Raw genomic sequence first — 25,511 nt, 5'->3', positions numbered from 1 at the left:
CGGGGCTCTGAATGGCTTGCTGAGGGGCCTGCGGCCGTGTCATAAACGGCGGTATTCCCAACCCAGGATAATAGTGAAATGAGACTTGGCACCCTAGTTAAACCTCTTTTAGTCGCAACACTGCTGGCTGGCGGGATGGCCCATGCCGCCCCGAGCGCCCAACAGGTGCTGGCGGCGTCTCCCATAGACGATATCGTTGCCCAATACCCGGCGATGATGAGCCAGGGGATTCGCGAGGGCATGAAGCGCAGTGGCCAGGTACCGCCGATGGTGGCCGAAACTCTGGGGCATATTGTCAGCAGCAGTTTCCGGGCCGAGGACATTGAACGCCAGATCATCGCCGACCTGGATGAGAACCTCTCGGATGCGCAGCTGGAATCCGTGCGTGACTGGTATGAGACACCCGTGGCGCGGAAGATAGCCGAAGCGGAAATCGCCGCATCGGCCCCCGACAGCTGGCAGGAGGTTCGGGCACAGGCCTCGGCCCTGAATGAAAAGTACCAGGGTACCGAAAGGGCCCGAATGTTTGACCGGTTTGATCGCGCGTCCCGTGCCACCGAAAGTGCCGTGGACGCGTCCATTGCCGTGCAGTTGGGTATGGCGACAGCGATGGCCGCGCTGAGCACCGACTCCGTGCACTACGAGCAACTGCGCCAGCGTATCGAGGGGCAGCGGAGCATGCTGCGCGGCATGATGGAACAGCAGGTCTACGATAGCTATCTGTATACCTACCGTCACGTCAGTGACCAGGAGCTGGGCCTGTACCTGGACTTCCTGGAAAGTGACGCCGGTTCGGCATTTTCCCGTGTGGTTACCAACAGTATCCAGCAGGCCATTACCGAACCGGTGGAAAGCGTAGGCAAGCAGATGTCCCGCTTCCTCAGTCCGGAATCACCAGGCGGTCAGTAAACTCCTGCAGTTCCCGGTAAACGGCCTCCCGTTTGCGTTCATAGCGGTGGGAAAAATGGAACGCGATCAGTTGCCGGACCTGCGCCCCGTTGGCAATCCGGGCGCAGGCCCGGGTAGTTAGGTGGTGGGTCCGGTGGGCCTGGGCCTCGTCCGTGTTCATGAACGAGGCCTCGCAGAACAGGGTGTGGGCGCCGTGGGCGAGGGCGGTCATTTTCTCGATGTTTTCCGGGGTATCCGCGAAGTCTGTGCCATAGACCACCTTTTCCCCTGGTGCCTGGATCAGGAGCTTGCGAGCCAGGTCCTCTGCTCGCCAGGTGCATGAGGCATCCGGTGAAATCAGCTCGTCAGGCCGTTTGCGCAACACCGCCATTTTCAGATCGTGCAGCCATGGTCCCGGTTGCAACCCCATCGCCTTAAGACGGTCGTTGCGCACCTGAAGCTTGCCGAAGGGCTCCCAGGCGTAAGCCAGAACCGGGGTGCCATGGTCCAGCAATGCCGCGCGCACCTGGAATTCCGGCTCCCGGTAAAGCACACCGTCGGGCGTGGGCTGATCCTCCAGGGGTGTCGGTGCCGGATCGCCGGCGGTGATCTTCCAGCGCTTTAAATGATCCCCATGCCACTCGTGAACCACGAACCGCGGGCCCCGGTCCTCGACCCGGTCCCACAGGATGCCGCTGATCATGCCGGTGATGTGCCGCATCAGCCCGGGCGGTCCGAACAACCGGCAGGGTGGAAAGTGGCCGATGCGGCTGCGCAGGAACCACATGAATCCGCCGATGTGGTCAGCGTGGCAATGGCTGATAAAGACATCACTGACCTGGTGGGCGGAGCGCAGGGGCATACGGCCGGTATCGCCCAGATCAAACAGCAGGCTCCGGGATTCATGGAGCAGCCGTAACTGCAACAGCGGGTCACCGCCCACGCCGTTGACCAGGGAGGCCACCACCGGCCCAACTCGAACCGCCACCTGGGGGTCTTTGGCCACGCTGGTCAGGGCGCCCAGCTCAACGCTGACCTGTACCGCTCCGCTGGGCTGTCGTTTGCAGTCCATACCTGCTCCCGGTAATTGAATTTTCCGGTGTGTGAAGTTTGTACAAAGCGCGATTTCGGTCCACTCTCCCTAGTATATGCGAGTGGGGAGAGTCGCTATGGATTTCAATGCCTATCAGAAAGCCTTGTCCTCGCAACTCAGAGGGTTGGAGTGCCCGTTTACCGAAAAGGAGTTTGACCAGCGACTGGCCCGTGTCCGGGATCGGATGGCCCGGGAAGACTTCGGGGCGCTGCTGCTGACCGATCCTTCCGACATCTTCTACCTGACCGGTTATAGCACCTTCGAGGTGTCTGTCCATGTCGCCCTGGTGGTCACCCAGGAAGAGCTCCTGTTGCAGGTGCCCTCCATCGAAATGGGGCCGGCCATGGTCACCACCCGTGTTGCCCGGGTCAGCGGCTACCGCTGGGAGGGTATCGGCGAAGTGCTGGAACCGCTCGTGCAGATCCTCAACGACGGTGTTGAAACTGTCGGCATCGATGCCTGGCACGGCTCCCTGCGCCAGGGAGTGCTGGAAGGACTCAAGGCACGGATGCCCGGTGTCCGGTTCCTCAACAACGGTGGCCTGCTGAAAAAGATCCGGATCGTGAAGTCGCAGGCCGAGATCGGCTTGCTGCGGGAAAGTGCCAGGATAACCGCCGAAGGGCTCGAAGCTGCAGTGGCGGCGGTCCGCCCCGGTGTCACGGATAATGACATTGCCGCAGTCGGTGCCCGGGCCCTGCTGGAAGCCGGCAGTGAATTCATGAGCATGCAGCCGATCGTCACCACCGGGCGGCGCAGCAGCGTGATTCACTGCAACCACAAGCGCACAGTGATACAGGAAGGGGATCCGGTATTCCTGGAATTCGGATCCGCCTGGCAGCGCTACACGGCACCCATGATGCGGACCATTGTGGCCGGAGCGCGGCCCTCCTCTGAAATGGAGCGGGTCCACGACGGTTGTCGACGCATTGTGGACACGCTGCTGAACTCGATTCGCCCTGGCGTTACCTTTGATCAGGCCGCCCATGACGCCGAACGGGCGCTGCAGCCGCTGGCCGACAAGGTGTTCTTCTCCGGAGTATTCGGCTATACGGTCGGTGCCCAGTTCCCGCCTTCCTGGGTCGAAGGCTCGGGCTTCATCGCCCGGGGCGGCAACATGGAATTCCGAGCGGGCATGGTCTTCCATCTACCCATTTGCCTGCGCATTCCCAACCAGTGGGGCATAGGCTGTAGCGAGACCATCCTGGTCACGGACGACGGTGCGGAGCCGATCACCCGCAATCCCTGGACCCTCGGCTAGCCTCCTGATTAGCTATTTCAATCTCAGATCCGACAAATAAACCGTTCGGGGCGCCGGTAGGCGCACGGCAAAAAGCCCCAGTCTTCTCACTTTGGCCATATCCATGAGCCTGCTCGCTGGCGCGTTCCTGACGTCATCGAGGTTGATGGCGAAGGTATTGGGGCCAGGATCAAGGACCAGCCGTCTGTTGAAACGATCGCTGTAGGCATTGTCGCCGCGGTCATGGGCAACGTCGTTGATTCTGATGGTAAGTGCTAGCTGTTCCCTCCCGGGATTGAACAGTGTGATGATTAACTGTTCGTAGCTTTGCCAGTCGGCGGGCAGATTATTCAGCGACATCCCGGAGTAGGTTCCCGTACCAAGTTCAATCTTCAGACTCTGGGGATGGTTTGAGCTGTGTTGATCGGATGGAACCGGGTTGCCGGTCCAGAAGGGGGCGGGGTCGTTTTTCCGGAAGTCATAGAGCAGCGGAAGCTGGTGGTGGACATGCCATTGTCGAGCGGCGACTGCGCCGATGGTGCCAAGTTCGAACAGCAGTAACAGTGCGGTGACTGTCGGGAGAAACCAGGAACGCACATCCGCGCGGGTGCGGCGGGAAACGACCGGCCGCCAGGCGAGTACAAGCCAGACCCCCAGCAGATTTCTCAGAATGTCGTGCCCGTCAGCCTGCCGATCCGTTCCGGACTGCAACCACTCGATCAGGATGCCCAGCAACAGGACTGCCGCGGTGGTGGCCAACCAGAGTCGCCAGCCTGCGAGCCATTGCCAGGGTTTAAACGCGAGGGTCAGAAGGGCAAAGAGGCCGATATGGCCGAGATTCCAGGCGGACCGGTAAAAAGGACCTGATGCCCAGTCCGGGCCGCCGATAAACAGCAGCGGTGCCACCCCCGCAGCACCCACAAAGGCCAGTATTTGCAATCGCTGGCCTTTGCGGAGCCATTCCGGGGTGGCGCCAGAACCCATCAGCTACGGCTGGTGACTTCCAGCAGGTGGTAGCCGAACTGGGTCTTGATCGGACCGATCACGGTGTTCAGTTCGCTGTTGAATACCGCCTTGTCAAACTCCGGCACCATCTGGCCCGGGCCGAAAGAACCCAGGTCGCCGCCGTTGCGCCCAGAGGGGCAGGAGGAGTGCTGCTTTGCCACTTCGGCAAAATCCTGGCCGCCTTCGATGGCCTTCTTCAGTTCTTCACATTTTGCTTCGCTGTCCACCAGAATGTGGCGTGCAGTTGCTTGTGCCATGATCAGTTTCCTGTGTCAGGATTAATGGGTACGTCAGAACGGGAATGCTGCCCGCACAGCCCGCCGGAGGCAAGCGCTTTTTATCCGTGTTTCTGCGGCCTCACAGTCCTGGCGGCAAACCTGTACAATGCCGGGTTTCTCTTTGCCGGCGCCCTGCCGGCCCCACATCGACAGGTTTCTTTCTTGATCTCCACCGCCAATATCTCCATGCAGTTCGGGGCAAAGCCCCTGTTTGAAAACGTTTCCGCCAAATTCGGCAACGGCAACCGCTACGGCCTGATCGGCGCCAACGGCTGCGGCAAGTCCACACTGATGAAGATCCTGGGTGGTGACCTCGAGCCCTCGGCCGGCCAGGTCATGCTGGAGCCCAACATCCGGCTCGGTAAACTGCGCCAGGACCAGTTTGCCTATGAAGATTGCACGGTGATGGACACCGTGATCATGGGCCATGAAGAGCTGTGGAACGTCAAGAAGGAACGTGACCGCATCTACTCCCTGGCGGAAATGAGCGAGGAAGACGGCATGGCCGTGGCGGATCTGGAAATCCAGTTCGCCGAAATGGACGGCTACACCGCCGAGTCCCGCGCCGGCGAACTGCTGCTGGGCCTGGATATCCCCCTGGAACAGCACAACGGCCCCATGAGCGCTCTGGCACCGGGCTGGAAACTGCGGGTCCTGCTGGCCCAGGCGCTGTTTTCCGACCCGGACGTGCTGCTGCTGGACGAGCCCACCAACCACCTGGACATCAACACCATCCGCTGGCTGGAAAACATCCTGGTGGCCCGCAACAGCACCATGATCATCATTTCCCACGACCGCCACTTCCTGAACAGCGTGTGCACCCACATGGCGGACCTGGACTACGGCGAACTGCGCCTGTTTCCGGGCAACTACGATGAGTACATGACCGCCGCCACCCAGGCCCGCGAGCGCATGATGGCGGACAACGCCAAGAAGAAGGCGCAGATTGCCGAACTCCAGCAGTTCGTCAGCCGCTTCTCCGCCAACGCCTCCAAGGCCAAACAGGCCACCTCCCGCGCCCGTCAGATCGACAAGATCCAGCTTGAAGAGGTGAAGCCCTCAAGCCGTGTCAGCCCGTTTATCCGTTTCGAGCAGGGCAAGAAATTGCATCGCCAGGCGGTGACCCTGAACAAGCTGACCAAGGGTTTCGATGAGAAGCCCTTGTTCGAAAACCTGGACCTGCAGATCGAGGCAGGCGAGAGGGTAGCGATCATCGGCCCTAACGGCATCGGCAAGACCACGCTGCTGCAGTGCCTGGCCGGCGCGTACAAACCTGACAGCGGTGAGGTAAAGTGGACCGACAGCGCAGAAGTAGGCTACTTCGCCCAGGACCACACCGCAGACTTCGCCGAAGACGACACCCTGACCGACTGGATGGCCCAGTGGACCAAGGGTGGCGAGCAGCTGGTTCGCGGTACCCTTGGACGAATGTTGTTCTCCGGTGACGACATTGGCAAATCGGTGCGGGTGATTTCCGGTGGTGAACAGGGCCGGATGCTGTTCGGCAAGCTGATTCTGCAGAAGCCCAATGTCATGCTGATGGATGAGCCGACGAACCACCTCGACATGGAGTCCATCGAGGCGCTGAACCTGGCGCTCGAGAACTATCCGGGTACACTGATTTTCGTTAGCCACGATCGGGAGTTTGTTTCTTCGTTGGCTACTCGGATTGTTGAAATGAAGCCCGAGGGGGTGACTGACTTCAGTGGTAGTTATGACGATTACCTCAGGAGTCAGGGGTACCTTTAAGCCTCAGACCTTTGGGGGCTGGGCAGCCGGGGAGGGCTGTCCAAAACACGCTCCTTCGGCACGTCCCTGTGACGCTTGAGCTCCGCCATCCATGGCTCCGCACAGTTTTGGACAGCCCTCCCCGGCTGCCCGATCCAAGCTGTGAGTGGCCTTCAACGGAAACAAGGAAACGATAAAAGCATGGGCGAAACCGAGATTGTTAACGCAACCCGCAAATGGGTCGAAGACGTGGTCGTTGGCTACAACCTGTGCCCGTTCGCCAAACGGGAGTTGGTCCGGAACCGGGTGCGGTTTGTGGTGTCGGAAGCCGAGACCGAAGACGATCTGCTGCATGCCCTGCATTCGGAACTCCAACGCCTGGACGATGAGCCGGAGATCGAAACCACGTTGTTGATTCACCCGGCTGTATTGCAGGACTTCGGTCCCTACAATGAATTTCTCGATGCGGCCGACGGTCTGCTGGCTTACCTGGAAATGGAAGGCGTTTACCAGATCGCCAGTTTCCACCCGGACTACCAGTTTGCGGGCACCGAACCGGATTCGGCAGAGAATTACACCAACCGTTCCCCGTTTCCGATGCTGCATTTGTTACGGGAAGCCAGTCTGGAAGCGGCGATTGACAGTTATCCGGATGTGGAAGGAATTCCCGACCGTAACATTGAATTGATGGAAAAGTTGGGCGTGGAGAAGATGCGGAATATTCTAAGGTCGTGTTTAGAAGGATCTTCGCCAGAGCGGACCGGGGAGTAAACGGCAGGAACAGCTGGGAGGGCCCTTTCAAAACTGTGCGGAGCCATGGATGGCGGAGCTCAAGCGTCACAGGGACGTGCCGCAAGGAGCGTGTTTTGAAAGGGCCCTCCCAGCTGTTCCTTGCACATAATCTCAGGCTGGGGGCGACAAACTCCGACAGCTACAAGTTTCCGAGAATCAGACCAACCAGAAGAGTCAAAATCCATGGGACTGCTTTTCGAACAAATAGACAGCCAATCCTCGGTGATTGGTGAGATCACCCTCAGGAGGCGCCGCATCCCGGCCATTGGCGACCGAGACATCTACGAAGTGAAACTGGGCGAGGAATTCCTCATGTCCAGCATGTTCGTGGACGCCGAAATTGCCCTCTCCGACCTGGGACTGAACGCAGCAAAAGGCGACAACCTCAGCGTTGTGGTTGGCGGCCTGGGCCTTGGCTACACCGCCGTGGCTGCACTCAAGCACGAGCGCGTGAGCGAGCTGCTGGTGGTTGAATATTTGGAACCCGTCATCCGCTGGCACCAGCAGGAACTCGTGCCCCTGGGCAAGGAAATCAATGCCGACCCCTGCGCCCGGTATATCCACGGCAGCTTCTTCGACCTCGCCGTAGCCGATCCCGAAACCGGCGGCTTTGACCCCGACGCGCCGGGCAAGCAATTCGACGCCATCCTCCTGGATATCGACCATTCGCCCCGGGCACTGCTCCACGATTCCAGCGCCAGCTTCTACACCGTCGAAAACATCGGCCTGATGGCCCGGCAGCTCAAGTCTGGCGGCATTTTCGCCATGTGGTCAAACGAAGGTGAGGACGACGAGTTCATGGCCGTGCTGCGGGACGGGTTCATCGATGTTGCCTGTCACGTCGTAAAGTTTTACAACCCGTTCCAGAACCGGGAATCGTTCAACACCGTTTACGTTGCCCGAAAGCCGGGCTGATCGAGCCGGAGTTTCCATGCCAGTGACCACCCATCGCACACGCCCCTTCAGTGCCAGCCAGCGCCTGCCGGACACTGACCGGCCGCTGGCAAACCATGATCCGGAAGAGGCTGGCGAGCTGCTGGCGGGTTTCATTCGTCGCCATCCAAGGCTCATGATCTTGACTGGTGCCGGGGTAAGTACCGACTCCGGCATCCCGGACTACCGGGACGGTGACGGTGCCTGGAAGCGCAAGCAGCCGGTGCAGCACCAGGACTTCATGGAAAGCTTCCACACCCGCCAGCGCTATTGGGGCCGGAGCCTCATCGGGTGGCCGGTGATGCGTAATGCCACGCCCAACCTCTCGCACTTCCACATTGCCGACCTGGAGCTGCTCAATCACAGCAACCTGGTGGTGACCCAGAACGTGGATCGCCTGCACCAGAAAGCGGGATCCCGCGCCGTGCTTGATCTCCATGGGCGGGCCGATGAAGTCCTGTGTATGAGCTGCGGCTATCGGTGCCCCCGGGATGAGGTGCATGAGCGTTGTGCCGATCTCAATCCCGGATTCCGGGAGTATACCGCCACCACCGCGCCGGATGGCGATGCTGATCTGGAGGTGGATTTCTCGGATTTCCGCCCGGCGGACTGCCCGAAATGCAGCGGGATTCTCAAACCGGATGTGGTGTTCTTCGGGGACTTTGTACCGAAACAGCGGGTTACCTCGGCGCTGGATATGCTCAAGGCCAGCGATGGCTTGCTGGTGATCGGCTCCTCGCTGATGGTGTATTCCGGCTTTCGGTTCTGTCGGTACGGGAAGGAATGGGGCAAGCCCATGGCGACGCTCAACCTGGGCCGGACCCGGGCCGAGGAACTGGTGGACCTGAAGCTGAATGCCCGCATCGGGGAGACGCTGGCTGCCGCACTCAGGCAGCTCTGATGAAAACGGGGTCAGCAACCCCGGGGTCAGATGAAAGCCTTCATCTGACCCCTTTTTCATCCGCGGAAATCTGCAGTTAACTCCGGGGTCAGAAGAAAGCCTTCTTCTGACCCCTTCTTCACCCACCGCAGCATCAGATCAAGTTGTAGATAAACACCACAGCCACAGCCACCGGCGTAACGAACCGCACGGTCACGAACCACAGGTTGAACACCGGCGCCGACATCGACAGCTCGTTCTCCATGGCCTGCTTCGACATCACCCAGCCGGCGAACAGGGCCACCAGCAGGCCACCCAGGGGCAGCAGGATGTTGGCGGTGAAGAAGTCCAGCAGGTCAAAGATGGTCTTGCCCTCGAGCATCGGAATGAAGCTCAGCGGCGCCACGTCGGACCAGAGGTTCAGGGACAGGATCGAGGCAATACCCAGGGCCCAGCACACCACGCCTGCACCGAGGGTACTCACGGTGCGATTCATGCCTTTCTGCTCTTCCAGCCATTCCACGATCGGCTCCAGCAGGGAAATACCGGAGGTCCAGGCGGCGAAGATCAGCAGCACGAAAAACAGGGTGCCGAAAAAGCTGCCCATGGGCATCTGGCCGAAGGCCAGCGGCAGGGTCTGGAAGATCAGGCCCGGGCCGGCACCCGGTTCGAGGCCGTTGGCGAACACGATCGGGAAGATGGCCAGGCCGGCCAGTAGCGCCACGCCGGTATCAATGATGGAGACGGTGATGGAGGTCTTGGCAATGGAGATCTTCTTCGGCAGGTAGGAACCGTAGGCCATCATCACGGCCATACCCAGGCTCAGAGTGAAGAACGCGTGGCCCAGGGCCACCAGCACGCCGGAGGTGGTCAGTTTGGAGAAGTCCGGCTGGAACAGGAAGGTGACCGCCTTGCCGAAGGAACCGGAGGTCATGGCATAACCCACCACGATCAGCAGCAGGATGAACAGGGCAGGCATCAGGATGCTGACGGCACGCTCAAGACCGGCGCGAACGCCCCGGGCAACCACCACCATGACCAGCGCCATGAATACGGTATGCCACAACAACAGGGTACCCGGATCGCTCAGCAGGCCGGAGAAGATCGCGCCGATGGCATCCGCCGACTGGCCGGCGAGCTGGCCGCTGGCAGCTGTGCCGACATAGGAGACCGCCCAGCCGCCAATCACCGAGTAGAACGACAGGATCAGGAAGCCCGCCAGGACACCCACGGCGCCCACCAGTTTCCAGGCCGGATGGAGCTTGTCGCGCTGGGCAATCAGGTGCAGGCTGTTGACCGGGCTTTTGCCACCACGCCGGCCGATCATGACCTCGGCCATCATGATGGGAATACCCACCACGGCAATACACGCCAGGTACATGATCACGAACGCACCGCCGCCGTTCTCGCCGGTGATGTAGGGGAATTTCCAGATATTACCGAGACCCACGGCCGACCCGGTTGCCGCCAGGATGAAGGCGAGCCTCGATGACCAGAGCCCGCGCTTGGCGTTGGAACCCTCAAGAGCCTCCGAATAGGTGGCTGATCCTGATGAAGTGACAGACATGACTATCTCCTGTGGTACTTGTTTTTGTGTCAGGCGAAAAAGGGGAGCCGCAGAAGCCTGCGGCCCCCAGGGGGGTTGGCACCGGTGTCAGGTCAACCGGTGCGAGCCAACCGCGAGGGCGCCAGCCCGGCACCTGCGGTGTGTTTGCGGAACCGCTCTTCGGCCAGTTCGTTGGCAATCTCCCCGGTGGGAAGGCCGGAACGGTCGGAACGGTTGAAGATTTCGGTCAGGGTGTCCCCGATGGTGTCCACGTGGGCGCGGACTGTCTCGGGGATGGCGCCGGTGCGCTCGTAGAATACGTCGATGATGCCGCCGGCGTTGATGGCGAAATCCGGCGCATAGAGGATGCCGCGCTCTTTGAGCATGGCGTCGTGTTCGGGGCGGTCCAGCAGGTTGTTGGCGGCCCCGGCAACGACGCCGGCCCGGATTTCGGGAATGCTGCGATCATTCAGAACGGCACCCATGGCACAGGGGGCAACCACGTCCACGGGCAGGAACAGAATGTCTTCGGCGGTGGCCGGCTTCGCGCCCAGCTGCTCCACCGCACGGCGCATGTTGTCCTCGTGGATGTCGTAGACCCAGAGCTCGGCGCCGGCTTCCTTCAGGTGCCTGGCCAGGCGGAAACCGACGTTGCCGATGCCCTGGATTGCGACCTTCAGGCCAGTCAGATCGTTTCGTCCCAGCTTGTGATGCACTGCTGCCTTGAGGCCGATGAAGGTGCCGTAGGCCGTGGCAGGGGAGGGATCACCGTTGCTGGGGTTGCCGTCAAACCCGGTGCGGGTGGCAATGCCGGCCACATGGCGGGTGTGCCGGCTCATGATTTTCAGGTCGGGCACGCTGGTGCCGGAATCCTCAGCGGCGATGTACTGGCCACCCAGGCTCTCCAGATGCCGGCCCATGGCTTCCATCAGGGCCTCGGTCTTGTGCTTGCGGGGGTCGCCGATAATCACTGACTTGCCGCCGCCCAGGTCCAGGTTGGCCAGGGCCGACTTGTAGGTCATACCACGGGACAGTCGCAGAACGTCGCGAAGGGCTTCTTCGTCCGTGGCATAGGGGAACATGCGGCAACCACCGAGGGCAGGGCCCCGGGAGGTGTTATGGATAGCGATGATGGATTTGAGTCCGGTTTCCGGGTCACAGAAAAAGGACAGGTGTTCGTGGTTATCGAACTCCGGATGGGTAAACACGTTCATGGCGAAATCCTCTCCCACCTGGCCGGATCGCGGCGGTAGGTCTGTCTTGTTCTTGTCATTCCGGCTTATGGCCGGAAGTTTGATTTCATGTGCCCATGCCCGCTGGATTGTGTCGGGCGTGCCCTTGTGAGGCTGGACAGAAAACAAGCTAGCCTTGATTTACGTTAACGTCAACGTTTAATTTGGTGGCAGGTTCGAGCCGGTCTGGCAGGTTAGGTGAGTTTCTCATTCAACTGTTTGAGCACCGGAAAATTTTAAGGAGGGGTTGTGGTTTCTAACTATACGAATAATCAGGTTTCCGGCTTAGCTTTCTTCGATGCCTAACCATTCATATCCTTATCAGCTCCAGTCCAGCAAGGTGCGCGCTGAGTTCGTTCGCCTTTTCCCCATCTCGTTGTTCGTGGTGGCGTTCGGTACTGCCTTCGGCCTGGCGGCCGTCCAGTCGGGCCTGGCCCCGCTCGAAGCAATCCTGATGAGCACGACGGTGTTCGCCGGCGCCTCCCAGTTTGCTGCGCTCGAATTGTGGGGCGCGGAAGTGCCGGTTCTGCCCCTGATTGCCGTTGTCTTCGCCATCAACTCCCGTCACCTCCTGATGGGGGCATCGCTCTACCCGATGCTCAAAGACCTGCCGCCCGGCAAACGCTATGGCCTGCTGCTATTGCTGACCGACGCTAACTGGGCGGTCTCGGCCCAGGAATACCAGAACGGCCGGCGCAACCTGGAGGTCATCCTTGGTGGGGGGCTGGTGCTCTGGCTGGCGTGGATTTTCGGTACCTGGTTGGGTGTCTATTTCGGTGGGCTGTTGCAGAACCCCAAGAACCTGGGGCTGGATATGGTGCTCGGCTGCTTTCTGCTGTCCATGGCGTTGGGGGGCAAGAAGTCGCCCCGGGTACTGGTGTCCTGGGGCGTGGCTGCAGTGGCGTCACTGGCGGCCTGGAAATGGCTGCCTCCGAACACTCACGTGGTGACCGGAGCCCTGGCTGGTGGCCTGATTGGATACTTCTGGCTTGAAAAGAAACCCACCGCGCAGGCGTCACAGGAGGCGGATCAGTCATGACGATTACCACAACGGAAATGGGCGTGGTGTTGCTGATTGCCATCATGACGGTCGTCACCCTGGTGACCCGCTTTGGTGGCGTTTTTGCCATGTCCTTCGTGCGTATCAGCCCTCGCATCGAGAGCTTCATCAACACCATGGCAAGCTCGGTGCTCATTGCGATCATCGTGCCCATGGCGTTCAGCGGCGATGCCGGGGCGATCGCTGCGCTCTCGGTGACCGCCGTCACCATGCTGTTACTCCAGAAGCCCCTGCCCGCCATCGCTGCCGGCATCGCTTCCGCTGCGCTGGTCCGCTACCTGTTCTGAGTCTTCAGCCGCCATGGGATTCGGGTTCCTCAGGGCCAGCTCGCCGATCCCCGGCAGCTTGATGCCGAGGGCCAGGGGGTTAATGCCCAGGGACAGGCCGAGTACGTTCAGTTCCAGTCCCTCGCGAACACCGGCCAGCACGCCGAAGTAGCCGCCCAGGGACAACTGGTAGCCGGTCCCGCCAGGGACCTCCGCCACGACACCGTTGCCCAGGTAATCCTTGCCAATGGCATGGTTGGGCAGGGCGACATCCAGCCCCGGTACCTGCCGGATCACCCAGGCCGTGAAGGTATTGCTGTTCGGCCCGGGCCAGGCGCCATATTCCATAGGGTAGGGATAGTCCTCGACGGCCCGGTAAATCTGTGGAATCAGCTCGGCGGCCTTATCGCCACGGATATCGGCATAGAGTTCCGGCTCCGCCCCGTACCACCGGCGGTCGGGTATGGACGGGCGCGAGTTCACTACGTACCGACGCCAGCCGGTAACTTCATGAACCCGGTACTGACTGGCACCGGCTTCCTTGGTGGCGATCCAGGTGTGCACGGCAAAATACCCACGCCAGCTCCAGGCACGGGCACCGTAGACCTGGACGATAGCCCCTTCGTGCTGCTCGGGCTTCGGGGCAATCCCGGTGCTGTCCCGGCTGGCGGTCTGCCAGCTTTCCGCGCCCTGGAGCGAACCGCTGGCGGCCATGAGGGCCGGTCCTGCCAGCAAGGTGAGCAGGCTGGCGAAAATCCAGGCGGCACTGTGTTTCAGTCTTCTCATACGGGTCATTCTCCGGCCGTCATTTGCTGGCCTCGGGCTTGTCTTCTAATCTCAAAGTACAACGTTTATGTACTGGGAGATAGCCAATGTCCGATCACCATGTCTACAAAAAAGTGGAAATAGTCGGCTCCTCGAAGAAAAGCATCGAGGATGCGATCGAGAATGCCCTGGCCGAGTGTGGCAAGAGTGTCCGCAACATGGAGTGGTTCGAGGTAACTGAAACCCGCGGCCACATCGTGGACGGCAAGGTTGGCCATTACCAGGTGGCGCTGAAGATCGGCTTCCGGATTGCCGGGAGCTGATCCTCTTCTGAATCGCCCACACACTCTGGTGAGCGTGGCAGGAGGTGAGTGATATGACCACTGAAAACACAGCTCTGTTGTTGGTGGATATCCAGAATGACTTCTGTGAAGGCGGGTCACTGGCCGTAGAGGGCGCCAGTAACATCCTCCCGGTGGTGAACCGGATGATCTCGGAGGCGGAACAGGGCCGCCTGCTGATCATCGCCAGCCGGGACTGGCACACGGTGGATCACTGCAGTTTCCAGGACCGTGGCGGTCCCTGGCCGCCGCACTGCATCCAGGATACCCGGGGCGCGGCCTTCCATCCGGACATGGCGCTGCCGGACACTGCCGTTCGGGTCAGCAAGGGCACGGGATTTGATACCGATGCCTATTCCGCATTTGACGGAACCCAGCTGGAGAGCTTCCTCAGGCGCCACGATATAACCACGCTACGCATCGCCGGCCTGGCCCTGGATGTGTGCGTCCGGGCAACGGTGCTGGATGCGCTGAAACACGGCTTTCAGGTGGAGCTGGTGAGCGACGGCTGCAGGGCCGTGGATCAACAGAAGGCGCCGGAGGTGCTGGACGAACTGCGGGCTGCCGGCGCGACCATTTCATGATACCAGGAGGCCATTCATTGATTCGGGAACAGGATCTGCCCCTGCTGGTTGATCTTTACGAACTGGCCATGGCCCAGGCCTACTGGTCCGAAGGCATGCAGGAACGGGCCGTGTTCAGTCTGTTTTTCCGCGACATGCCCGAGCACCGCAATTTTGTACTCGCCTGTGGCCAGCGCAATATCTGCGAGGTGCTGGAAAACCTCCGGTTCACCGATGATCACATCTCCCGGCTAAGACAACTGAACCGGTTCCAGGAGGGATTTCTGGAATGGCTGAGAGGCTTCCGTTTCAGTGGCACCGTGCGTGCAATGCCGGAGGGCACACCGGTGTTCCCCCAGGAACCGCTGCTTGAAATCGAAGCCCCCATCGCCGAGGCGCAGCTGCTGGAAAGCCTGGTGATGAACTATGTACACCTGGAGTCCGTGCTGGCCTCCAAGGCGGTGCGGGTGGCGCTGGCAGCCCGGGGCCGCTCGGTGGCGGACTTCGGGTTGCGCCGGATGCATGGTGTCGATGCCGGGCACCGGAGTGCCCGCGCCTATCGCCTGGCAGGGCTGTCAGCCACCAGCAATGTCCTGGCAGGCCTGGATTTCGGCCTGGAAGTGACCGGCACCATGGCCCACAGCTTCGTACAGGCCTATCCACGGGAGCTTGAGGCCTTCCAGGTCTACGCCACGCTCTACCCGGGCACAACATTGCTGGTGGATACCTACGACAGCCGGCGGGCGGTCCGGCGTATTGTGGAATGGCTCAAAAGCGATCCTGATGCCCGTGTCGGAGCGATTCGCCTGGACTCCGGAGACCTGGGCGCCGAAGCGAAGGACTGCCGTAAAATCCTCGATGACGCCGGCTATCAGGACATCAAGATCGTCGCCAGCGGTGGCCTGGATGAGTACGGCATCGCCCGGTTACTGGAAGAGGGCGCCCCCATTGATGCCTTCGGCGTCGGCACCTCCATCGGCGTCGCCGTGGATGCCCCATCCCTGGAACTGGCCTACAAACTCACGCAGTACGCCGGGGAACCTAAGATGAAAAGCTCGTCGGGCAAGGTGTCCTACCCCGGTGCCAAACAGGTATTCCGACAGTTCGACAGCAGTGGTCGGGTCAGCGGAGACATTGTGGCCCTGAGTCATGAACAGCACGACGGCAAGCCGCTTCTGGAGGTGGTGATGGAAAATGGCCGGACAGTGGCAGGCGCGGTTCCGCCCCTCGACGAACAGGTCCGGCAAGCGGATGCCCGGTTGAAAGCCCTTCCGGAACGCCTGCTCGGAATCGAGCGGGCAGAACCGCTCAGAGTGACCATCAGCGAGGAGCTCAAGACGCTCCAGGCCGAGACACTCGCCCGGGTTTCAGTCTAGGTTTCAGGCCCCTGACGGTTAGCCGTTATTCAGGGTTCGTTTGCGGATGACCTGGACCAGCTGGGTCATCAATTCCCGCGCCTCGTGGTCGTGCAGGGCACTGCACTTATCCCTCATCACCCGGCGGTCATGGTCAGAGGGATGGCCTCCGGCGTCTTTCAGGTCATCCAGATATTGGCACGCGGTCAGGTGGGCCTTGATTTCCACATCAATCAGCTGGGTGATCAGGTGCTCGGCGGTATCGCAGCAGAAAGGGCGGTTGTTGTTGAGCCGCGCCCGGGCATCCAGGGCGGCATTGCGGGCATCAAGCCGCAGCTCGCCTGGCGGGTCTCCGGCTTCCACGGCCCGCAGGAAGGCGCCAACGCGGTCATACAGGTGCCAGATCTGTGGCCAGAGTCGGTCATAGGCCGCTTTTTCGGTGCGGTAGCGCGCGTCGCTGTTCTGTCCTTCGGGGCTTTCTGTCAGTACCGGTGGCTCGCTGTCGAACCCGGTCACTCTCATTTCATCCACTTCCCGCCAGAGGGTTGAGGTTTTCTCTTCCAGCAGTTCCACCCTTTCCTGGTAGGCATTCCGGATCCGGCCCGCCTGGAATACCGCGATAACCGCGATTACCAGGGCGGCCAGGGCGATAATCATCAGGCTGCTTTGCGAAAGGAGAATGTCAGGCAGGAGCTCACGAATCATGGCAGTGCATCCCGTTCAGACCCGAAAGTTGATTTAGTTCACACCAGTATAGAAGTTAATCCGACTCTTGTTGGCGATAGGGGAGGAGAGTGAGTGCTTCCCGGTAATAGGCCTGTACCTGCGCAGCTTCGTCTTCGGTAAATTCCTGGATGGCCTCCCGAAAACCGGGATGGGCGATACCGTGCCAGGAGTGGGTGAGGGTTGGTTCGAACCCTCTGACCAGCTTGTGCTCGCCCTGGGCACCGGCGTCAAAACGCCTGAGCCCGAGTTCTATGGCCAGTTCTATGCCCTGGTAGTAGCAGGTTTCGAAATGCAGGTGGTTGTACTCCTCCAGGCAGCCCCAGTAGCGGCCGTACAGGGTGTCCGCGCCACTGAGGAACAGCGCACCGGCGATCATCTGGCCATCCCGCACCGCCATGATGATGTGCAGATGTTCCGGCAGGCGCTCGCGCAGCAGGGTGAAGAAGGTTTTGTTCAGGTACGGGCGCTGGCCTCGTTTGAGGTAGGTGGCCTGGTAGAACACATAGAAGGCGGACAGCACGTGGTCGGGAATACCGGTTCCTGAAAATCGTTCGAAGCGGATGCCTTGTTCGGCCACCTGGCGCCGTTCCTTGCGGATGGATTTGCGTTTGCGGGAGGTGAGTTCGGCCAGGAAGTCGTCAAACTCCGAATAGTCCCGGTTGTGCCAGTGAAACTGGCAGCCGATCCGGTGCAGCTGGTCCGGGTGGCTGAGCAACGCCTGATCCCGCTCATCGGGAAACAGCAGGTGCCAGGAATGGGCTCCGAGTTGACCGATAAGACCGTCCAGTAACTCCGCCATGGTGCCGCCCGACAGGTTGACCCTGAGACTGTCCTCGAGCAACAGGCGAGGCCCCCGGGAAGGGGTAAACGGGACGGCAATCAGTAGCTTGGGGTAGTAGTCCTGGCCATAACGCTGATAGGCATCCGCCCAGGCCCAGTCAAACACATACTCACCCATGGAATGGCTTTTGAGGTAGCCGGGGGCAACGCCAACGATGACGCTGCCTCGCCGGAATACCAGGTGGCACGGTTGCCAGCCGGTTTCTGCGGTGGTGCATCCGGATTCTTCCAGGCTCTGGAAGAATTCATAACGCAGGAACGGATTGGTGCGACCTGCCAGGCGTTCCCAGTCTTCCTGAGGAATGTCGGTGATGCTTGTGCAGGTCTGCAGGGTCAGCGGTGCGGATTCGGCCATGGTTCGGATACATTGTTGATGCGTACCCGATACCATACGCCAGAACCCGCCGACTGATCACTCCTGTTTGGCGGCGCAGCGCTCTGCCATTTTCTCCTGCCACCTGGCGGCACGCTGTTCGTGTTTCTCACGACGCTCCTGACGGATCTCGTCCCAGACCTTTCGCTGCTCCCCGGTCAGTTCGAGCCGGTCAGCCATGGCCGCGTGGCGCTTGTCGGCCTCGGCGCGGCGCTCTTCCATCCGGGCCTTCCGGTTCTCGGGGCTGAATTTTCCCTTGCCCTCACGGAACTGCTCGCACAGTTCGGTCATATCGCCCTTGCCGTTGTAGTCCTTGCCGTGGTTACCGGCAAAAGCCTGGGGGCTGGAGGCCAGAAGGGCCGTTGCCAGGGCGCTGGCGGCAATCAGGGATACTCTGGATTTTTTCATGTTGGATCCTCTTCGTTTCAGCCGGGTATCGGCCAGTCGTTCAGTGATTGCCATGGTAAGGCCCCCTCGCGTCAACCGGTGTCAGGGCTCTGTAAAGGTTATGCAAAGGAATTTCCGCCAAATCAGCGCATTCCGGAGGCCGTGTTAGACTTCTTGCAGTTCAGTGGGAGGTACAGGAATGCAGAACAGGGTTTTGCTGGTTGAAGACGATCAGGAGCTGAGAGAGCTTCTCGCCCGCTACCTGGCCAATCAGGGCTTTACCGTGCGTGAGGCCGCCAATGGCCGCGACGGTCTTGCCCTGGCCCTCGGCCAGGATTGTGACATCGTGGTACTGGATATCATGCTGCCGGATATCAGCGGGCTGGATGTGTTGCGGGAGCTGCGCGCCCAGACCCACCTTCCAGTGGTGTTGCTCACTGCCCGGGGGGATGAGACCGATCGCATTGTCGGCTTCGAGGTCGGCGCGGATGATTACATTCCCAAGCCCTGCAACCCGAGGGAACTGGTGGCCCGACTGCAGGCCCTGCTCCGGCGCATCGCCTGGGACCAGAAGGCGGAGGTCAACGACAACCGGAAATATGGCGACCTGAGGGTGGAGCCCGCCCACCGTCGCATCTATCAGAACGACGAGCCTCTGGACCTGACGGCAACCGAATACGAGGTGCTTCAGGTCCTGCTGGCCCATGCCGGAAGTGTGGTACGCAAGACCGATCTCATGCAGTGGGCCCTCGGGCGTCGGCTTGAGGCCTATGACCGGACCCTCGACATGCACATCAGTAACCTTCGCAAGAAACTGGGTAATGACGACCCACCACGGATCGAAACCGTGCGCGGGCTTGGCTACAGCTATCGGGTGCCCGTGTGAAGAAACCCATGACGTTTCCGCTGTTCTGGCGGATTTTCCTGTCCATCTGGCTGGCCATGGCGGTCACCGTCGTTGCCAGTAACCTGGCCACCCGCTTCCTGCTGGATCGCGAGCGACAGGCCATTGAGCGCCAGGTGGGCCTTCGGGACCTGGGCATGGAAGCCATCGACATCCGGGAGCGCGAGGGCCGGGGCGATGCCTGGCGCTTCCTTCGCAGCCAGGGCGAGCGGCTGGATCTTCACCTTATCCTGATCGAACGGGATGAACAGGATGATCGTCTGCCTGAACCGATCCGGGAACGGATGCGGTCGAGCTGGAACCCCCAGAAACCGGCGGTGATCGATGTTTCCGAAAGCTATCGTCTGGTGGCCTGGCCCAGGGTCAGCGGGGAGGGGTGGCTGGATCCGGGGTTCTTCAAGTTCATAGAGTTTGCGCTGGCCGCGGTCCTGATAACGCTGGCCTGCTGGTGGATCGCCCGCCTGGTGTCCCGCCCGCTCAAACACATGGAAACCACGGCGCAGGCCATTGCGGCGGGCAAGAACTCGCTCCGGGTGAATGCAGACATTGCCGGTCGCCGTGATGAGGTGGGCCAGCTGGCAACCGCCTTCAATGCCATGACCGATCAATTGTGCAACCTGCTGGATCGCCAGACCCAGCTGCTCCGGGATATCTCCCACGACCTGCGCACGCCGCTGGCACGCCAGCGGGTGGCCATCGAGCTGGCCAGTGAAAGCGGTGCGGATGCGCCCCTGATGGCCAGCATCCTGCGCCAGAACGAGCGCCTGGAGGCCATGACCGGGCAGATCCTGACCCTTTACCGGATCACCGAACAGGGTGAGGAAATTGACCGGTTGCCGGTGGACCCGCTGCCGCTGGTAAACCGCGTTCTGGAAGATGCCGCCGACTACGCCAGGCACCGGCAGGTGGACTGCAAACTGGTTGCGGCTCCCGACGTTGCCAATGTCCGGATGCTCGGTGATGCGGGATTACTGCAGCGGGCAGTGGACAACATCCTGCAGAATGCGTTGGATCATACCCCCGGGGGCAAGTCGGTTCACTTGAGCCTCACAAAGTCTGCAAAACAGCTGGTTCTGGAAATTCGGGATGAGGGGCCCGGGGTACCGGAGGAAATGCTGGGCCAGTTATTTGAACCGTTCTTCCGGGCCGACAAGTCCCGGGGTGGCAAGGGCTGGGGCCTGGGGCTGGCCATTGCCCGGGATATCGTTGCGGCTCACGGTGGTACCATCTCCGCCGGCAACAGCGACGAGGGAGGTCTGAAAGTCACGATCCTCCTTCCTGCCCAGACGCCCGGAAAAGGATGAAACAGGATTCTGCATGAACAAAGATTACCCGGTACCCGCAGGCTATCTTGAGCGGGAGACCGAAGTTAAGAAGAGCCGATTCATAGCCCGTGTCGCCCCGGTGAGTTCCCGGGAAGAGGTCCATCAGTGGCTGGAACAGGCTCACAAGGACCACCCGGATGCCCGGCACATCTGCTGGGCTTACCAGATCGGGCGCCCCGGGTCGGCGGCGGAAGCGGCCATGAATGACGACGGTGAGCCCTCAGGCACGGCCGGCAAGCCCATCCTGAACGTGATACAGCACAAGGATATGGGCGATATACTGGTGATGGTGATCCGCTATTTCGGCGGCATCAAGCTCGGTGCCGGCGGCCTGGTGCGGGCCTATGCCGGGGCGGCGGAGAGCGTGTTGTCGGCGGTCGACCGGGTTGTCCAGCAGCCGGTGACTCCGGCCCGGGTAACCATGTCCTTTGCCGATGAGCAGCCGCTTCGGCATTGGTGCGAGGTGCATGGTGCCAGTGTCGATGGCATCGATTATGGAACCTCCGTTCTGGCCAGGCTGTCTGTGCCCATGGACAAGCTGGAGGCGTTTACGCAGTTCTGCAATGCCCAGAAGCTGGATTACGTTCTGGAAACCTGAGGATCGAAACGGCATCGGCATGCGTGTAGCAGGCGTATACTTAACTCAGTCACACTCCATACGAGCTGTGTAAGGAGCCAATCATGATGCGTTTTCTGACAATAGCGTTCACCGGGCTGCTGCTGGCCGGTTGCGCCGCCAATGTGGTCACCGATTACGATGATGCGGTGGTTTTCGGCAATTATTCCAGCTGGGCCTTTGCACCGAGTGCGGGTAATTCCTCCTTCGTCTCCCTGGATGGCAACCGGGTGCGCCAGGCGGTTGAGCGGGAGCTGAACCGAAAGGCCATGCGCCAGGTGGCCGAAGCCGAGGCCGATTTACTGGTCAGCTGGCAGATTGTCGAGGAGGAGCGCCTGGAACAGAGCGGTGTTGGCCTGGGATTTGGCTTTGGCACCGGTCATTTCGGCTGGGCGCTGGCGGCTCCGCCCCCCGTGCGTGAAATCCAGGAAGGCAAGCTGGTCATCGAGCTGGTGGATAACGAAACAGACCAGGTGGTCTGGCGCGCCGCCAGCCGTCGCTATCTCCGGGAGAGCCAGTCGCCGGAAACCCGCAGCGAGCTGATTGATGAGGTGGTGTCCGAGATGTTTTCGAAGTACCCTCCGGGCCTTGAGTAAACGGAGGAATCTCTCGGAGGCACCATGAAGAATCGGTCTGGCGGTCTGGTCTATTCCACAGAGCAGGGCAAGATGTGCCCGGAATGCCGGAATCCGGTCGATCAGTGTACCTGCGGCCAGCCCTCGCGACCGGCGGGTGACGGGGTTGTCCGGGTCAGTCGCGAAACCAAGGGGCGTAAAGGCAAAGGGGTGACCCTGATAACCGGCATTCCCCTCGATGACAAGGAACTGAAAGCTTTTGCCAAGGTTCTCAAGGCCAAATGCGGCACCGGCGGTACCATCAAGGATGGTGTGGTGGAGATCCAGGGGGATCACCGTGACCTTCTGGTACCCCTGCTGCAGCAGAAGGGGTGGACCGTCAAGAAAGCCGGTGGCTGATCGTCTGATACGCAATCTTTTTTCGCTCACGTTACAATAGTGCGTGATACAGCGTTTCCCCGAATTCTGAGCAATCAACGAAATCCCTCACTCCCGTAGCCGGGGGCTGAGGGATTTCTGTGACCGGAGGCAAGCATGCATATACTGGTTCTGGGTGCAGGTGTGGTGGGCACAACCACCGCCTGGTTTCTGCAAAAACAGGGACACCAGGTTACGGTGGTGGACCGGCAGAGTAGCGCCGGCCTGGAAACCAGTTATGCCAACGGCGGCCAGATTTCAGTATCCCATGCCGAACCCTGGGCCAATCCGTCGGCACCGCTGAAGGTTCTGAAATGGCTGTTCCAGTCCGATGCGCCGTTGCTGTTCCGGCCTCGGCTTGATCCGGCCCAGTGGCGCTGGGCGCTGGCCTTCCTGGCCGAGTGCACCTCCGCCAGGGCGGCCCATAACATCCGCCAGATGGTTAATCTCGGTACCTACAGCCGCAGCCAACTCCAGGCGTTGCGGAGAGAGCTGGGCCTGGATTACGACCAGCTGGAAAAGGGCATTCTCCACTTCTACACCAATCCCGAGGAATTCGATGGCGCTCTTGAGCCTACCCGCATCATGCAGGATCTGGGCTGTGATCGTCAGATCATCGACGCCAACCGGGCGGTGGAGCTGGAGCCTGCGCTGGCGCCGATCAAGGATCGCATTGCCGGTGCGACCTATACTTCCGAGGACGAGTCCGGAGACGCGCGCAAATTCACCCAGGCGCTGGCCAAACGGTGCGAAGAGGCCGGCGTCGAGTTCCGGTATGGCACCGATATTCTCGGCTTTGACCAGGCCGGCGACCGGATTCTCGGTGTCCAGACCCTGAGGGATGGCCACCACGAAACCCTGCGCGCCGACAGCTATGTGCTGTGCCTGGGAAGCTACAGTGCCATCCTGGCGCGGCAATTGGGTATCACCCTGAATATCTATCCGGCCAAGGGCTATTCCATCACGGTGCCGGTAAAGAACGAGGAAGCGGCGTTCAAGGTCAGCCTGACTGATGACGAATACAAACTGGTCTACTCCCGCCTGGGCGACCGGCTCCGGGTTGCCGGCACCGCTGAGCTCAGTGGCTACAGCCGAAAGCTTAATCTTACCCGCTGCCGCGCCATCGTCCGGCGCACCGCCGAAGTCATGCCGGAGGCGGGTGACTGGGACCGCGCCGAATTCTGGACCGGCCTGCGCCCGGCCACGCCTTCCAACGTTCCCTACATCGGCAAGAGCCACTTCGCTAACCTCTACCTCAACACCGGCCACGGCACCCTGGGCTGGACCCACTCCTGCGGCTCGGCCGCGGCGTTGGCGGATATCATTGCCCGCCGAAGGCCGGAGGTGGATTTCAGCTTCGCCGGCATGTGAAAACGGGGTCAGAAGAAAGCTTTCTTCTGACCCCAATCTCGTTCCCCCTGGGGTCTGATGAACGCCTTCATCTGACCCCGAGTTTGCCTTGATGTTCAGCCTAAAAAGGGGTCAGAAGAAGGCTTTCTTCTGACCCCAACTTAGACCCTATCTCCTCCCTTATGGCCCGAAATGCCGGGCAACTGTCACCAACTGGCAATAAACTCCTCCCAATCTGTGACCTCCTCACAACATCCGGCCGGTCTGGTTCCGGCCCAGGCAAACAACAACGGAGAGCAGAATGGACAGGCAACGTCGTGCGGTCGTCAAAGGGCTCGCTGCTACGTCTTTCACTGCACTGACCGCCTGTGGCGGCAGTAGCTCAAGTTCCTCGCCTTCAGCCGGTGAATCCGATTCCGGAGTCGTGAACGGTGACTCCGTCAGGGTCCCGGCGGTGGCTTTCAACCATGGCGTTGCCTCGGGAGATCCTCTCCCGGATCGCGTCATTCTCTGGACCCGTGTCACGCCCACCGATGCCTTGGCCCGGGACGTCGAAAACGTGCCGGTGCGGGTGACCGTTGCCCGGGACCGGGACATGCGGGAGCCGGTTGGCCAGATCAATACCTCCACCGGCCCTGACCGGGATTTCTGCGTCAAGGTGGACGTGACCGGGCTCCGGCCGGATACCTGGTACTACTACCAGTTCACCGTGGGCAACGCGAAATCGGGGGTCGGACGCACCAGGACCTTCCCGAACACCACGATGCCGGCGGAGCGTGCCCGGTTTGCCGTGGTGTCCTGCTCAAACTACGCCTACGGCCTGTTCTCCGTGTATAAGGCGGTCAGCGAACAGGCGGATCTGGATTTCATCCTGCATCTCGGTGATTACATCTACGAATACGGTCCCGGTGAGTACGGTGATTTCCCGGGGCGGGATCCGCTGCCTGCCTATGAAATCATCGAGCTGTCCGATTACCGTCAGCGTCATGCCCAGTACAAGACCGATGCCAACCTACAGGCGGTGCATCAGCAGTTTCCCATGATCTGTATCTGGGATGACCACGAGTCGGCCAATGACAGTTACCGTGACGGTGCCGAGAACCACGACGAGGCTACCGAGGGTGGCTGGAGTGAGCGCCGGGCAGCGGCAGTACAGGCCTATTTCGAATGGCTGCCCATACGGGAAATCGGTACCGAACGCGGACGGGTCTGGCGGAAATTCCAGTTCGGCAAACTGATCGATCTGTTCATGCTCGACACCCGTCTCGAGGGACGGGATATGCAGGTTTCATCGCCGGCGGATCCCGGCCGTTTTGATGACCAGCGACGGATCATGAGCGAAGAGCAGATGAGCTGGCTCACCCGGGGGCTGTCCGATTCCAGCGCCACCTGGCGGATGATCGGTCAGCAGGTGATGTTTGCCGAGCTGAACATTGTCCGCACCCTGGACGCAGCCCGTACTCTGGGCATGGAAGATACCTCCGCCTTCAACGGTCAGCTGCTGTCCCTGAACATGGACCAGTGGGACGGGTATGTGGCGGACCGGGAGAACATTCTCCAGACCCTGGCCGGAGAGCGCATCGGCAACACGGTGATCTTTACCGGTGATATCCATACCTCCTGGGCCAACGAGGTCTACGCGGACTCCGGCAACCTGCTGGAGAACAGCCTTACCGCGCCCCTGGCGGCAGAGTTTGTGACGCCGTCAGTCACCTCTCCGGGGTTCCCCGAACAAATAGCCGGAATCGCCGAGGCCGCGGTTCAGCTGGCCAACCCGCACATGAAGTATGTCGAACTAAAGTCTCCGGGTTTCATTCTCGTGGATGTGACCATGGAGCGCACCCAGGCCGAGTTCCTCTATGTGCAAAGTATTTCAAGTGCCGACAACCTGGGAATGATCAATCCGGACATGACCAAGGTTGTCGGTGTCGACAGCGGTAATAGCCGGATCTACGAGGATCGGCCGAGATCCGAGCCCCGGGCGGTTCGTACCGCGCTGTTTCATCCGCCAGTGCGCCAGGTTGTGAGTTAAGGAG

The 25,511-nt window shown here is 60.8% G+C and carries 27 protein-coding genes; 18 read left to right on the top strand and 9 right to left on the bottom strand.

Going from position 1 to position 25,511, the window contains the following annotated elements:
* Nucleotides 1–78: 78 nt before the first annotated feature.
* A complete protein-coding gene (locus BM254_RS08090) occupies nucleotides 79–909 on the top strand; it encodes a DUF2059 domain-containing protein (RefSeq protein WP_092001439.1) in 831 nt (276 codons plus the stop codon).
* Here the strand turns inward: BM254_RS08090 and BM254_RS08085 are convergent.
* Entirely contained in the window at nucleotides 881–1,960 is a 1,080-nt protein-coding gene (locus tag BM254_RS08085; protein WP_092001436.1) for an MBL fold metallo-hydrolase, read from the bottom strand. The two genes, BM254_RS08090 and BM254_RS08085, sit on opposite strands and share 29 nt — an antisense overlap.
* A 97-nt stretch (nucleotides 1,961–2,057) precedes the next feature.
* Between BM254_RS08085 and BM254_RS08080 the strand changes: the two genes are divergently transcribed.
* Nucleotides 2,058–3,239 carry a M24 family metallopeptidase gene (locus BM254_RS08080; RefSeq protein ID WP_092001433.1) on the top strand — a complete coding sequence of 394 codons (1,182 nt, stop codon included), beginning with the start codon at nucleotides 2,058–2,060 and terminating at the stop codon, nucleotides 3,237–3,239.
* Nucleotides 3,240–3,251: 12 nt separating this feature from the next.
* On the opposite strand, the gene BM254_RS08075 is transcribed toward BM254_RS08080, so the two are convergent.
* Nucleotides 3,252–4,124, bottom strand: a complete 873-nt coding sequence (locus BM254_RS08075; RefSeq protein WP_245777398.1) for a VanZ family protein — start codon at nucleotides 4,122–4,124, stop codon at nucleotides 3,252–3,254.
* A gap of 77 nt (nucleotides 4,125–4,201) precedes the next feature.
* A complete protein-coding gene (locus BM254_RS08070) occupies nucleotides 4,202–4,480 on the bottom strand; it encodes a peptidylprolyl isomerase (protein WP_008939100.1) in 279 nt (92 codons plus the stop codon).
* Between the two features lie 183 nt (nucleotides 4,481–4,663).
* Between BM254_RS08070 and BM254_RS08065 the strand changes: the two genes are divergently transcribed.
* The 4 genes from BM254_RS08065 to BM254_RS08050 all read left to right on the top strand — a co-directional run bounded on the left by BM254_RS08065 (nucleotide 4,664) and on the right by BM254_RS08050 (nucleotide 8,855).
* Nucleotides 4,664–6,250: an ABC-F family ATPase gene (locus BM254_RS08065; RefSeq protein WP_092002197.1), complete on the top strand. Its 1,587-nt coding sequence runs from the start codon at nucleotides 4,664–4,666 to the stop codon at nucleotides 6,248–6,250.
* Nucleotides 6,251–6,430: 180 nt separating this feature from the next.
* Complete coding sequence (locus tag BM254_RS08060; RefSeq protein WP_092001428.1) at nucleotides 6,431–7,000, top strand: DUF1415 domain-containing protein; 570 nt, start codon at nucleotides 6,431–6,433, stop codon at nucleotides 6,998–7,000.
* Nucleotides 7,001–7,204: 204 nt separating this feature from the next.
* The gene (locus BM254_RS08055) at nucleotides 7,205–7,936 is read left to right on the top strand and encodes a polyamine aminopropyltransferase (RefSeq protein ID WP_092001425.1); all 732 of its coding nucleotides are present in this window, start codon (nucleotides 7,205–7,207) and stop codon (nucleotides 7,934–7,936) included.
* Between the two features lie 16 nt (nucleotides 7,937–7,952).
* Nucleotides 7,953–8,855, top strand: a complete 903-nt coding sequence (locus tag BM254_RS08050; protein ID WP_092001422.1) for an NAD-dependent protein deacetylase — start codon at nucleotides 7,953–7,955, stop codon at nucleotides 8,853–8,855.
* A 133-nt stretch (nucleotides 8,856–8,988) separates the two neighbouring features.
* On the opposite strand, the gene BM254_RS08045 is transcribed toward BM254_RS08050, so the two are convergent.
* Nucleotides 8,989–10,401 (bottom strand): sodium-dependent transporter, encoded by a 1,413-nt coding sequence (locus BM254_RS08045; RefSeq protein ID WP_092001419.1) that lies wholly within the window; start codon nucleotides 10,399–10,401, stop codon nucleotides 8,989–8,991.
* A 92-nt stretch (nucleotides 10,402–10,493) separates the two neighbouring features.
* Nucleotides 10,494–11,594, bottom strand: a complete 1,101-nt coding sequence (locus BM254_RS08040; RefSeq protein ID WP_092001416.1) for a Glu/Leu/Phe/Val family dehydrogenase — start codon at nucleotides 11,592–11,594, stop codon at nucleotides 10,494–10,496.
* Nucleotides 11,595–11,910: 316 nt separating this feature from the next.
* Between BM254_RS08040 and BM254_RS08035 the strand changes: the two genes are divergently transcribed.
* Nucleotides 11,911–12,651, top strand: a complete 741-nt coding sequence (locus tag BM254_RS08035) for an AzlC family ABC transporter permease (RefSeq protein ID WP_092001413.1) — start codon at nucleotides 11,911–11,913, stop codon at nucleotides 12,649–12,651.
* Nucleotides 12,648–12,959, top strand: coding sequence for an AzlD family protein (locus BM254_RS08030; RefSeq protein ID WP_092001409.1), 312 nt, complete (start codon nucleotides 12,648–12,650; stop codon nucleotides 12,957–12,959). The genes BM254_RS08035 and BM254_RS08030 overlap by 4 nt, the downstream gene beginning before the upstream one ends.
* On the opposite strand, the gene BM254_RS08025 is transcribed toward BM254_RS08030, so the two are convergent.
* Entirely contained in the window at nucleotides 12,888–13,724 is an 837-nt protein-coding gene (locus tag BM254_RS08025; protein ID WP_092001406.1) for a DUF3750 domain-containing protein, read from the bottom strand. The two genes, BM254_RS08030 and BM254_RS08025, sit on opposite strands and share 72 nt — an antisense overlap.
* A gap of 86 nt (nucleotides 13,725–13,810) precedes the next feature.
* Between BM254_RS08025 and BM254_RS08020 the strand changes: the two genes are divergently transcribed.
* The 3 genes from BM254_RS08020 to BM254_RS08010 are packed head-to-tail and all read left to right on the top strand — an operon-like array spanning nucleotide 13,811 to nucleotide 15,983.
* Nucleotides 13,811–14,026, top strand: a complete 216-nt coding sequence (locus tag BM254_RS08020; RefSeq protein WP_092001404.1) for a dodecin — start codon at nucleotides 13,811–13,813, stop codon at nucleotides 14,024–14,026.
* 53 nt (nucleotides 14,027–14,079) lie between these two features.
* Nucleotides 14,080–14,628 (top strand): isochorismatase family protein, encoded by a 549-nt coding sequence (locus BM254_RS08015; protein ID WP_092001401.1) that lies wholly within the window; start codon nucleotides 14,080–14,082, stop codon nucleotides 14,626–14,628.
* 17 nt (nucleotides 14,629–14,645) lie between these two features.
* Nucleotides 14,646–15,983 (top strand): nicotinate phosphoribosyltransferase, encoded by a 1,338-nt coding sequence (locus BM254_RS08010; protein ID WP_175497222.1) that lies wholly within the window; start codon nucleotides 14,646–14,648, stop codon nucleotides 15,981–15,983.
* Nucleotides 15,984–16,001: 18 nt separating this feature from the next.
* Here BM254_RS08010 and BM254_RS08005 read toward each other — a convergent pair whose 3' ends face one another.
* From BM254_RS08005 to BM254_RS07995, 3 genes are read right to left on the bottom strand one after another with little or no spacing between them, the layout of a single operon-like run.
* Nucleotides 16,002–16,667 (bottom strand): hypothetical protein, encoded by a 666-nt coding sequence (locus tag BM254_RS08005; RefSeq protein WP_092001395.1) that lies wholly within the window; start codon nucleotides 16,665–16,667, stop codon nucleotides 16,002–16,004.
* A gap of 55 nt (nucleotides 16,668–16,722) precedes the next feature.
* Complete coding sequence (locus BM254_RS08000) at nucleotides 16,723–17,883, bottom strand: GNAT family N-acetyltransferase (RefSeq protein ID WP_092002194.1); 1,161 nt, start codon at nucleotides 17,881–17,883, stop codon at nucleotides 16,723–16,725.
* Nucleotides 17,884–17,940: 57 nt separating this feature from the next.
* The gene (locus BM254_RS07995) at nucleotides 17,941–18,363 is read right to left on the bottom strand and encodes a hypothetical protein (protein WP_245777397.1); all 423 of its coding nucleotides are present in this window, start codon (nucleotides 18,361–18,363) and stop codon (nucleotides 17,941–17,943) included.
* Between the two features lie 124 nt (nucleotides 18,364–18,487).
* On the opposite strand from BM254_RS07995, the gene BM254_RS07990 reads away from it, so the two are divergent.
* From BM254_RS07990 to BM254_RS07960, 7 genes are all read left to right on the top strand, one after another.
* Nucleotides 18,488–19,174, top strand: coding sequence for a response regulator transcription factor (locus BM254_RS07990; RefSeq protein ID WP_092001392.1), 687 nt, complete (start codon nucleotides 18,488–18,490; stop codon nucleotides 19,172–19,174).
* A gap of 8 nt (nucleotides 19,175–19,182) precedes the next feature.
* Nucleotides 19,183–20,496: a sensor histidine kinase gene (locus BM254_RS07985; RefSeq protein ID WP_245777396.1), complete on the top strand. Its 1,314-nt coding sequence runs from the start codon at nucleotides 19,183–19,185 to the stop codon at nucleotides 20,494–20,496.
* A 13-nt stretch (nucleotides 20,497–20,509) separates the two neighbouring features.
* Nucleotides 20,510–21,115: a YigZ family protein gene (locus BM254_RS07980; RefSeq protein ID WP_092001385.1), complete on the top strand. Its 606-nt coding sequence runs from the start codon at nucleotides 20,510–20,512 to the stop codon at nucleotides 21,113–21,115.
* A gap of 86 nt (nucleotides 21,116–21,201) precedes the next feature.
* Entirely contained in the window at nucleotides 21,202–21,729 is a 528-nt protein-coding gene (locus BM254_RS07975; protein WP_175497238.1) for a DUF4136 domain-containing protein, read from the top strand.
* A gap of 24 nt (nucleotides 21,730–21,753) precedes the next feature.
* Nucleotides 21,754–22,107 carry a translation initiation factor Sui1 gene (locus BM254_RS07970; RefSeq protein ID WP_092001380.1) on the top strand — a complete coding sequence of 118 codons (354 nt, stop codon included), beginning with the start codon at nucleotides 21,754–21,756 and terminating at the stop codon, nucleotides 22,105–22,107.
* Between the two features lie 135 nt (nucleotides 22,108–22,242).
* Nucleotides 22,243–23,496: a D-amino acid dehydrogenase gene (locus BM254_RS07965; protein ID WP_092001377.1), complete on the top strand. Its 1,254-nt coding sequence runs from the start codon at nucleotides 22,243–22,245 to the stop codon at nucleotides 23,494–23,496.
* 280 nt (nucleotides 23,497–23,776) lie between these two features.
* Complete coding sequence (locus BM254_RS07960; RefSeq protein WP_092001374.1) at nucleotides 23,777–25,507, top strand: alkaline phosphatase D family protein; 1,731 nt, start codon at nucleotides 23,777–23,779, stop codon at nucleotides 25,505–25,507.
* Nucleotides 25,508–25,511: the final 4 nt, after the last annotated feature.

It is taken from the genome of Marinobacter pelagius (genome assembly GCF_900114925.1).
Classification (GTDB): Bacteria; Pseudomonadota; Gammaproteobacteria; order Pseudomonadales; family Oleiphilaceae; genus Marinobacter; species Marinobacter pelagius.
This window is presented reverse-complemented; position numbering and strand designations above follow the sequence as displayed.

Excerpts from the sequence above, each read along its gene's own strand:
- BM254_RS08030 (WP_092001409.1), top strand. The coding sequence starts at position 12,648 with ATGACGATTACCACAACGGAAATGGGCGTGGTGTTGCTGATTGCCATC.
- BM254_RS07995 (WP_245777397.1), bottom strand. The coding sequence starts at position 18,363 with ATGGCAATCACTGAACGACTGGCCGATACCCGGCTGAAACGAAGAGGA.
- BM254_RS07980 (WP_092001385.1), top strand. The coding sequence starts at position 20,510 with ATGAACAAAGATTACCCGGTACCCGCAGGCTATCTTGAGCGGGAGACC.
- BM254_RS08050 (WP_092001422.1), top strand. The coding sequence starts at position 7,953 with ATGCCAGTGACCACCCATCGCACACGCCCCTTCAGTGCCAGCCAGCGC.
- BM254_RS07975 (WP_175497238.1), top strand. The coding sequence starts at position 21,202 with ATGCGTTTTCTGACAATAGCGTTCACCGGGCTGCTGCTGGCCGGTTGC.
- BM254_RS08070 (WP_008939100.1), bottom strand. The coding sequence starts at position 4,480 with ATGGCACAAGCAACTGCACGCCACATTCTGGTGGACAGCGAAGCAAAA.
- BM254_RS07965 (WP_092001377.1), top strand. The coding sequence starts at position 22,243 with ATGCATATACTGGTTCTGGGTGCAGGTGTGGTGGGCACAACCACCGCC.
- BM254_RS08090 (WP_092001439.1), top strand. The coding sequence starts at position 79 with ATGAGACTTGGCACCCTAGTTAAACCTCTTTTAGTCGCAACACTGCTG.
- BM254_RS08040 (WP_092001416.1), bottom strand. The coding sequence starts at position 11,594 with ATGAACGTGTTTACCCATCCGGAGTTCGATAACCACGAACACCTGTCC.
- BM254_RS08005 (WP_092001395.1), bottom strand. The coding sequence starts at position 16,667 with ATGATTCGTGAGCTCCTGCCTGACATTCTCCTTTCGCAAAGCAGCCTG.
- BM254_RS08085 (WP_092001436.1), bottom strand. The coding sequence starts at position 1,960 with ATGGACTGCAAACGACAGCCCAGCGGAGCGGTACAGGTCAGCGTTGAG.
- BM254_RS07970 (WP_092001380.1), top strand. The coding sequence starts at position 21,754 with ATGAAGAATCGGTCTGGCGGTCTGGTCTATTCCACAGAGCAGGGCAAG.
- BM254_RS08035 (WP_092001413.1), top strand. The coding sequence starts at position 11,911 with ATGCCTAACCATTCATATCCTTATCAGCTCCAGTCCAGCAAGGTGCGC.
- BM254_RS08000 (WP_092002194.1), bottom strand. The coding sequence starts at position 17,883 with ATGGCCGAATCCGCACCGCTGACCCTGCAGACCTGCACAAGCATCACC.
- BM254_RS08025 (WP_092001406.1), bottom strand. The coding sequence starts at position 13,724 with ATGAGAAGACTGAAACACAGTGCCGCCTGGATTTTCGCCAGCCTGCTC.
- BM254_RS08055 (WP_092001425.1), top strand. The coding sequence starts at position 7,205 with ATGGGACTGCTTTTCGAACAAATAGACAGCCAATCCTCGGTGATTGGT.
- BM254_RS08020 (WP_092001404.1), top strand. The coding sequence starts at position 13,811 with ATGTCCGATCACCATGTCTACAAAAAAGTGGAAATAGTCGGCTCCTCG.
- BM254_RS08060 (WP_092001428.1), top strand. The coding sequence starts at position 6,431 with ATGGGCGAAACCGAGATTGTTAACGCAACCCGCAAATGGGTCGAAGAC.
- BM254_RS07960 (WP_092001374.1), top strand. The coding sequence starts at position 23,777 with ATGGACAGGCAACGTCGTGCGGTCGTCAAAGGGCTCGCTGCTACGTCT.
- BM254_RS08045 (WP_092001419.1), bottom strand. The coding sequence starts at position 10,401 with ATGTCTGTCACTTCATCAGGATCAGCCACCTATTCGGAGGCTCTTGAG.
- BM254_RS08015 (WP_092001401.1), top strand. The coding sequence starts at position 14,080 with ATGACCACTGAAAACACAGCTCTGTTGTTGGTGGATATCCAGAATGAC.
- BM254_RS07990 (WP_092001392.1), top strand. The coding sequence starts at position 18,488 with ATGCAGAACAGGGTTTTGCTGGTTGAAGACGATCAGGAGCTGAGAGAG.
- BM254_RS08080 (WP_092001433.1), top strand. The coding sequence starts at position 2,058 with ATGGATTTCAATGCCTATCAGAAAGCCTTGTCCTCGCAACTCAGAGGG.
- BM254_RS07985 (WP_245777396.1), top strand. The coding sequence starts at position 19,183 with ATGACGTTTCCGCTGTTCTGGCGGATTTTCCTGTCCATCTGGCTGGCC.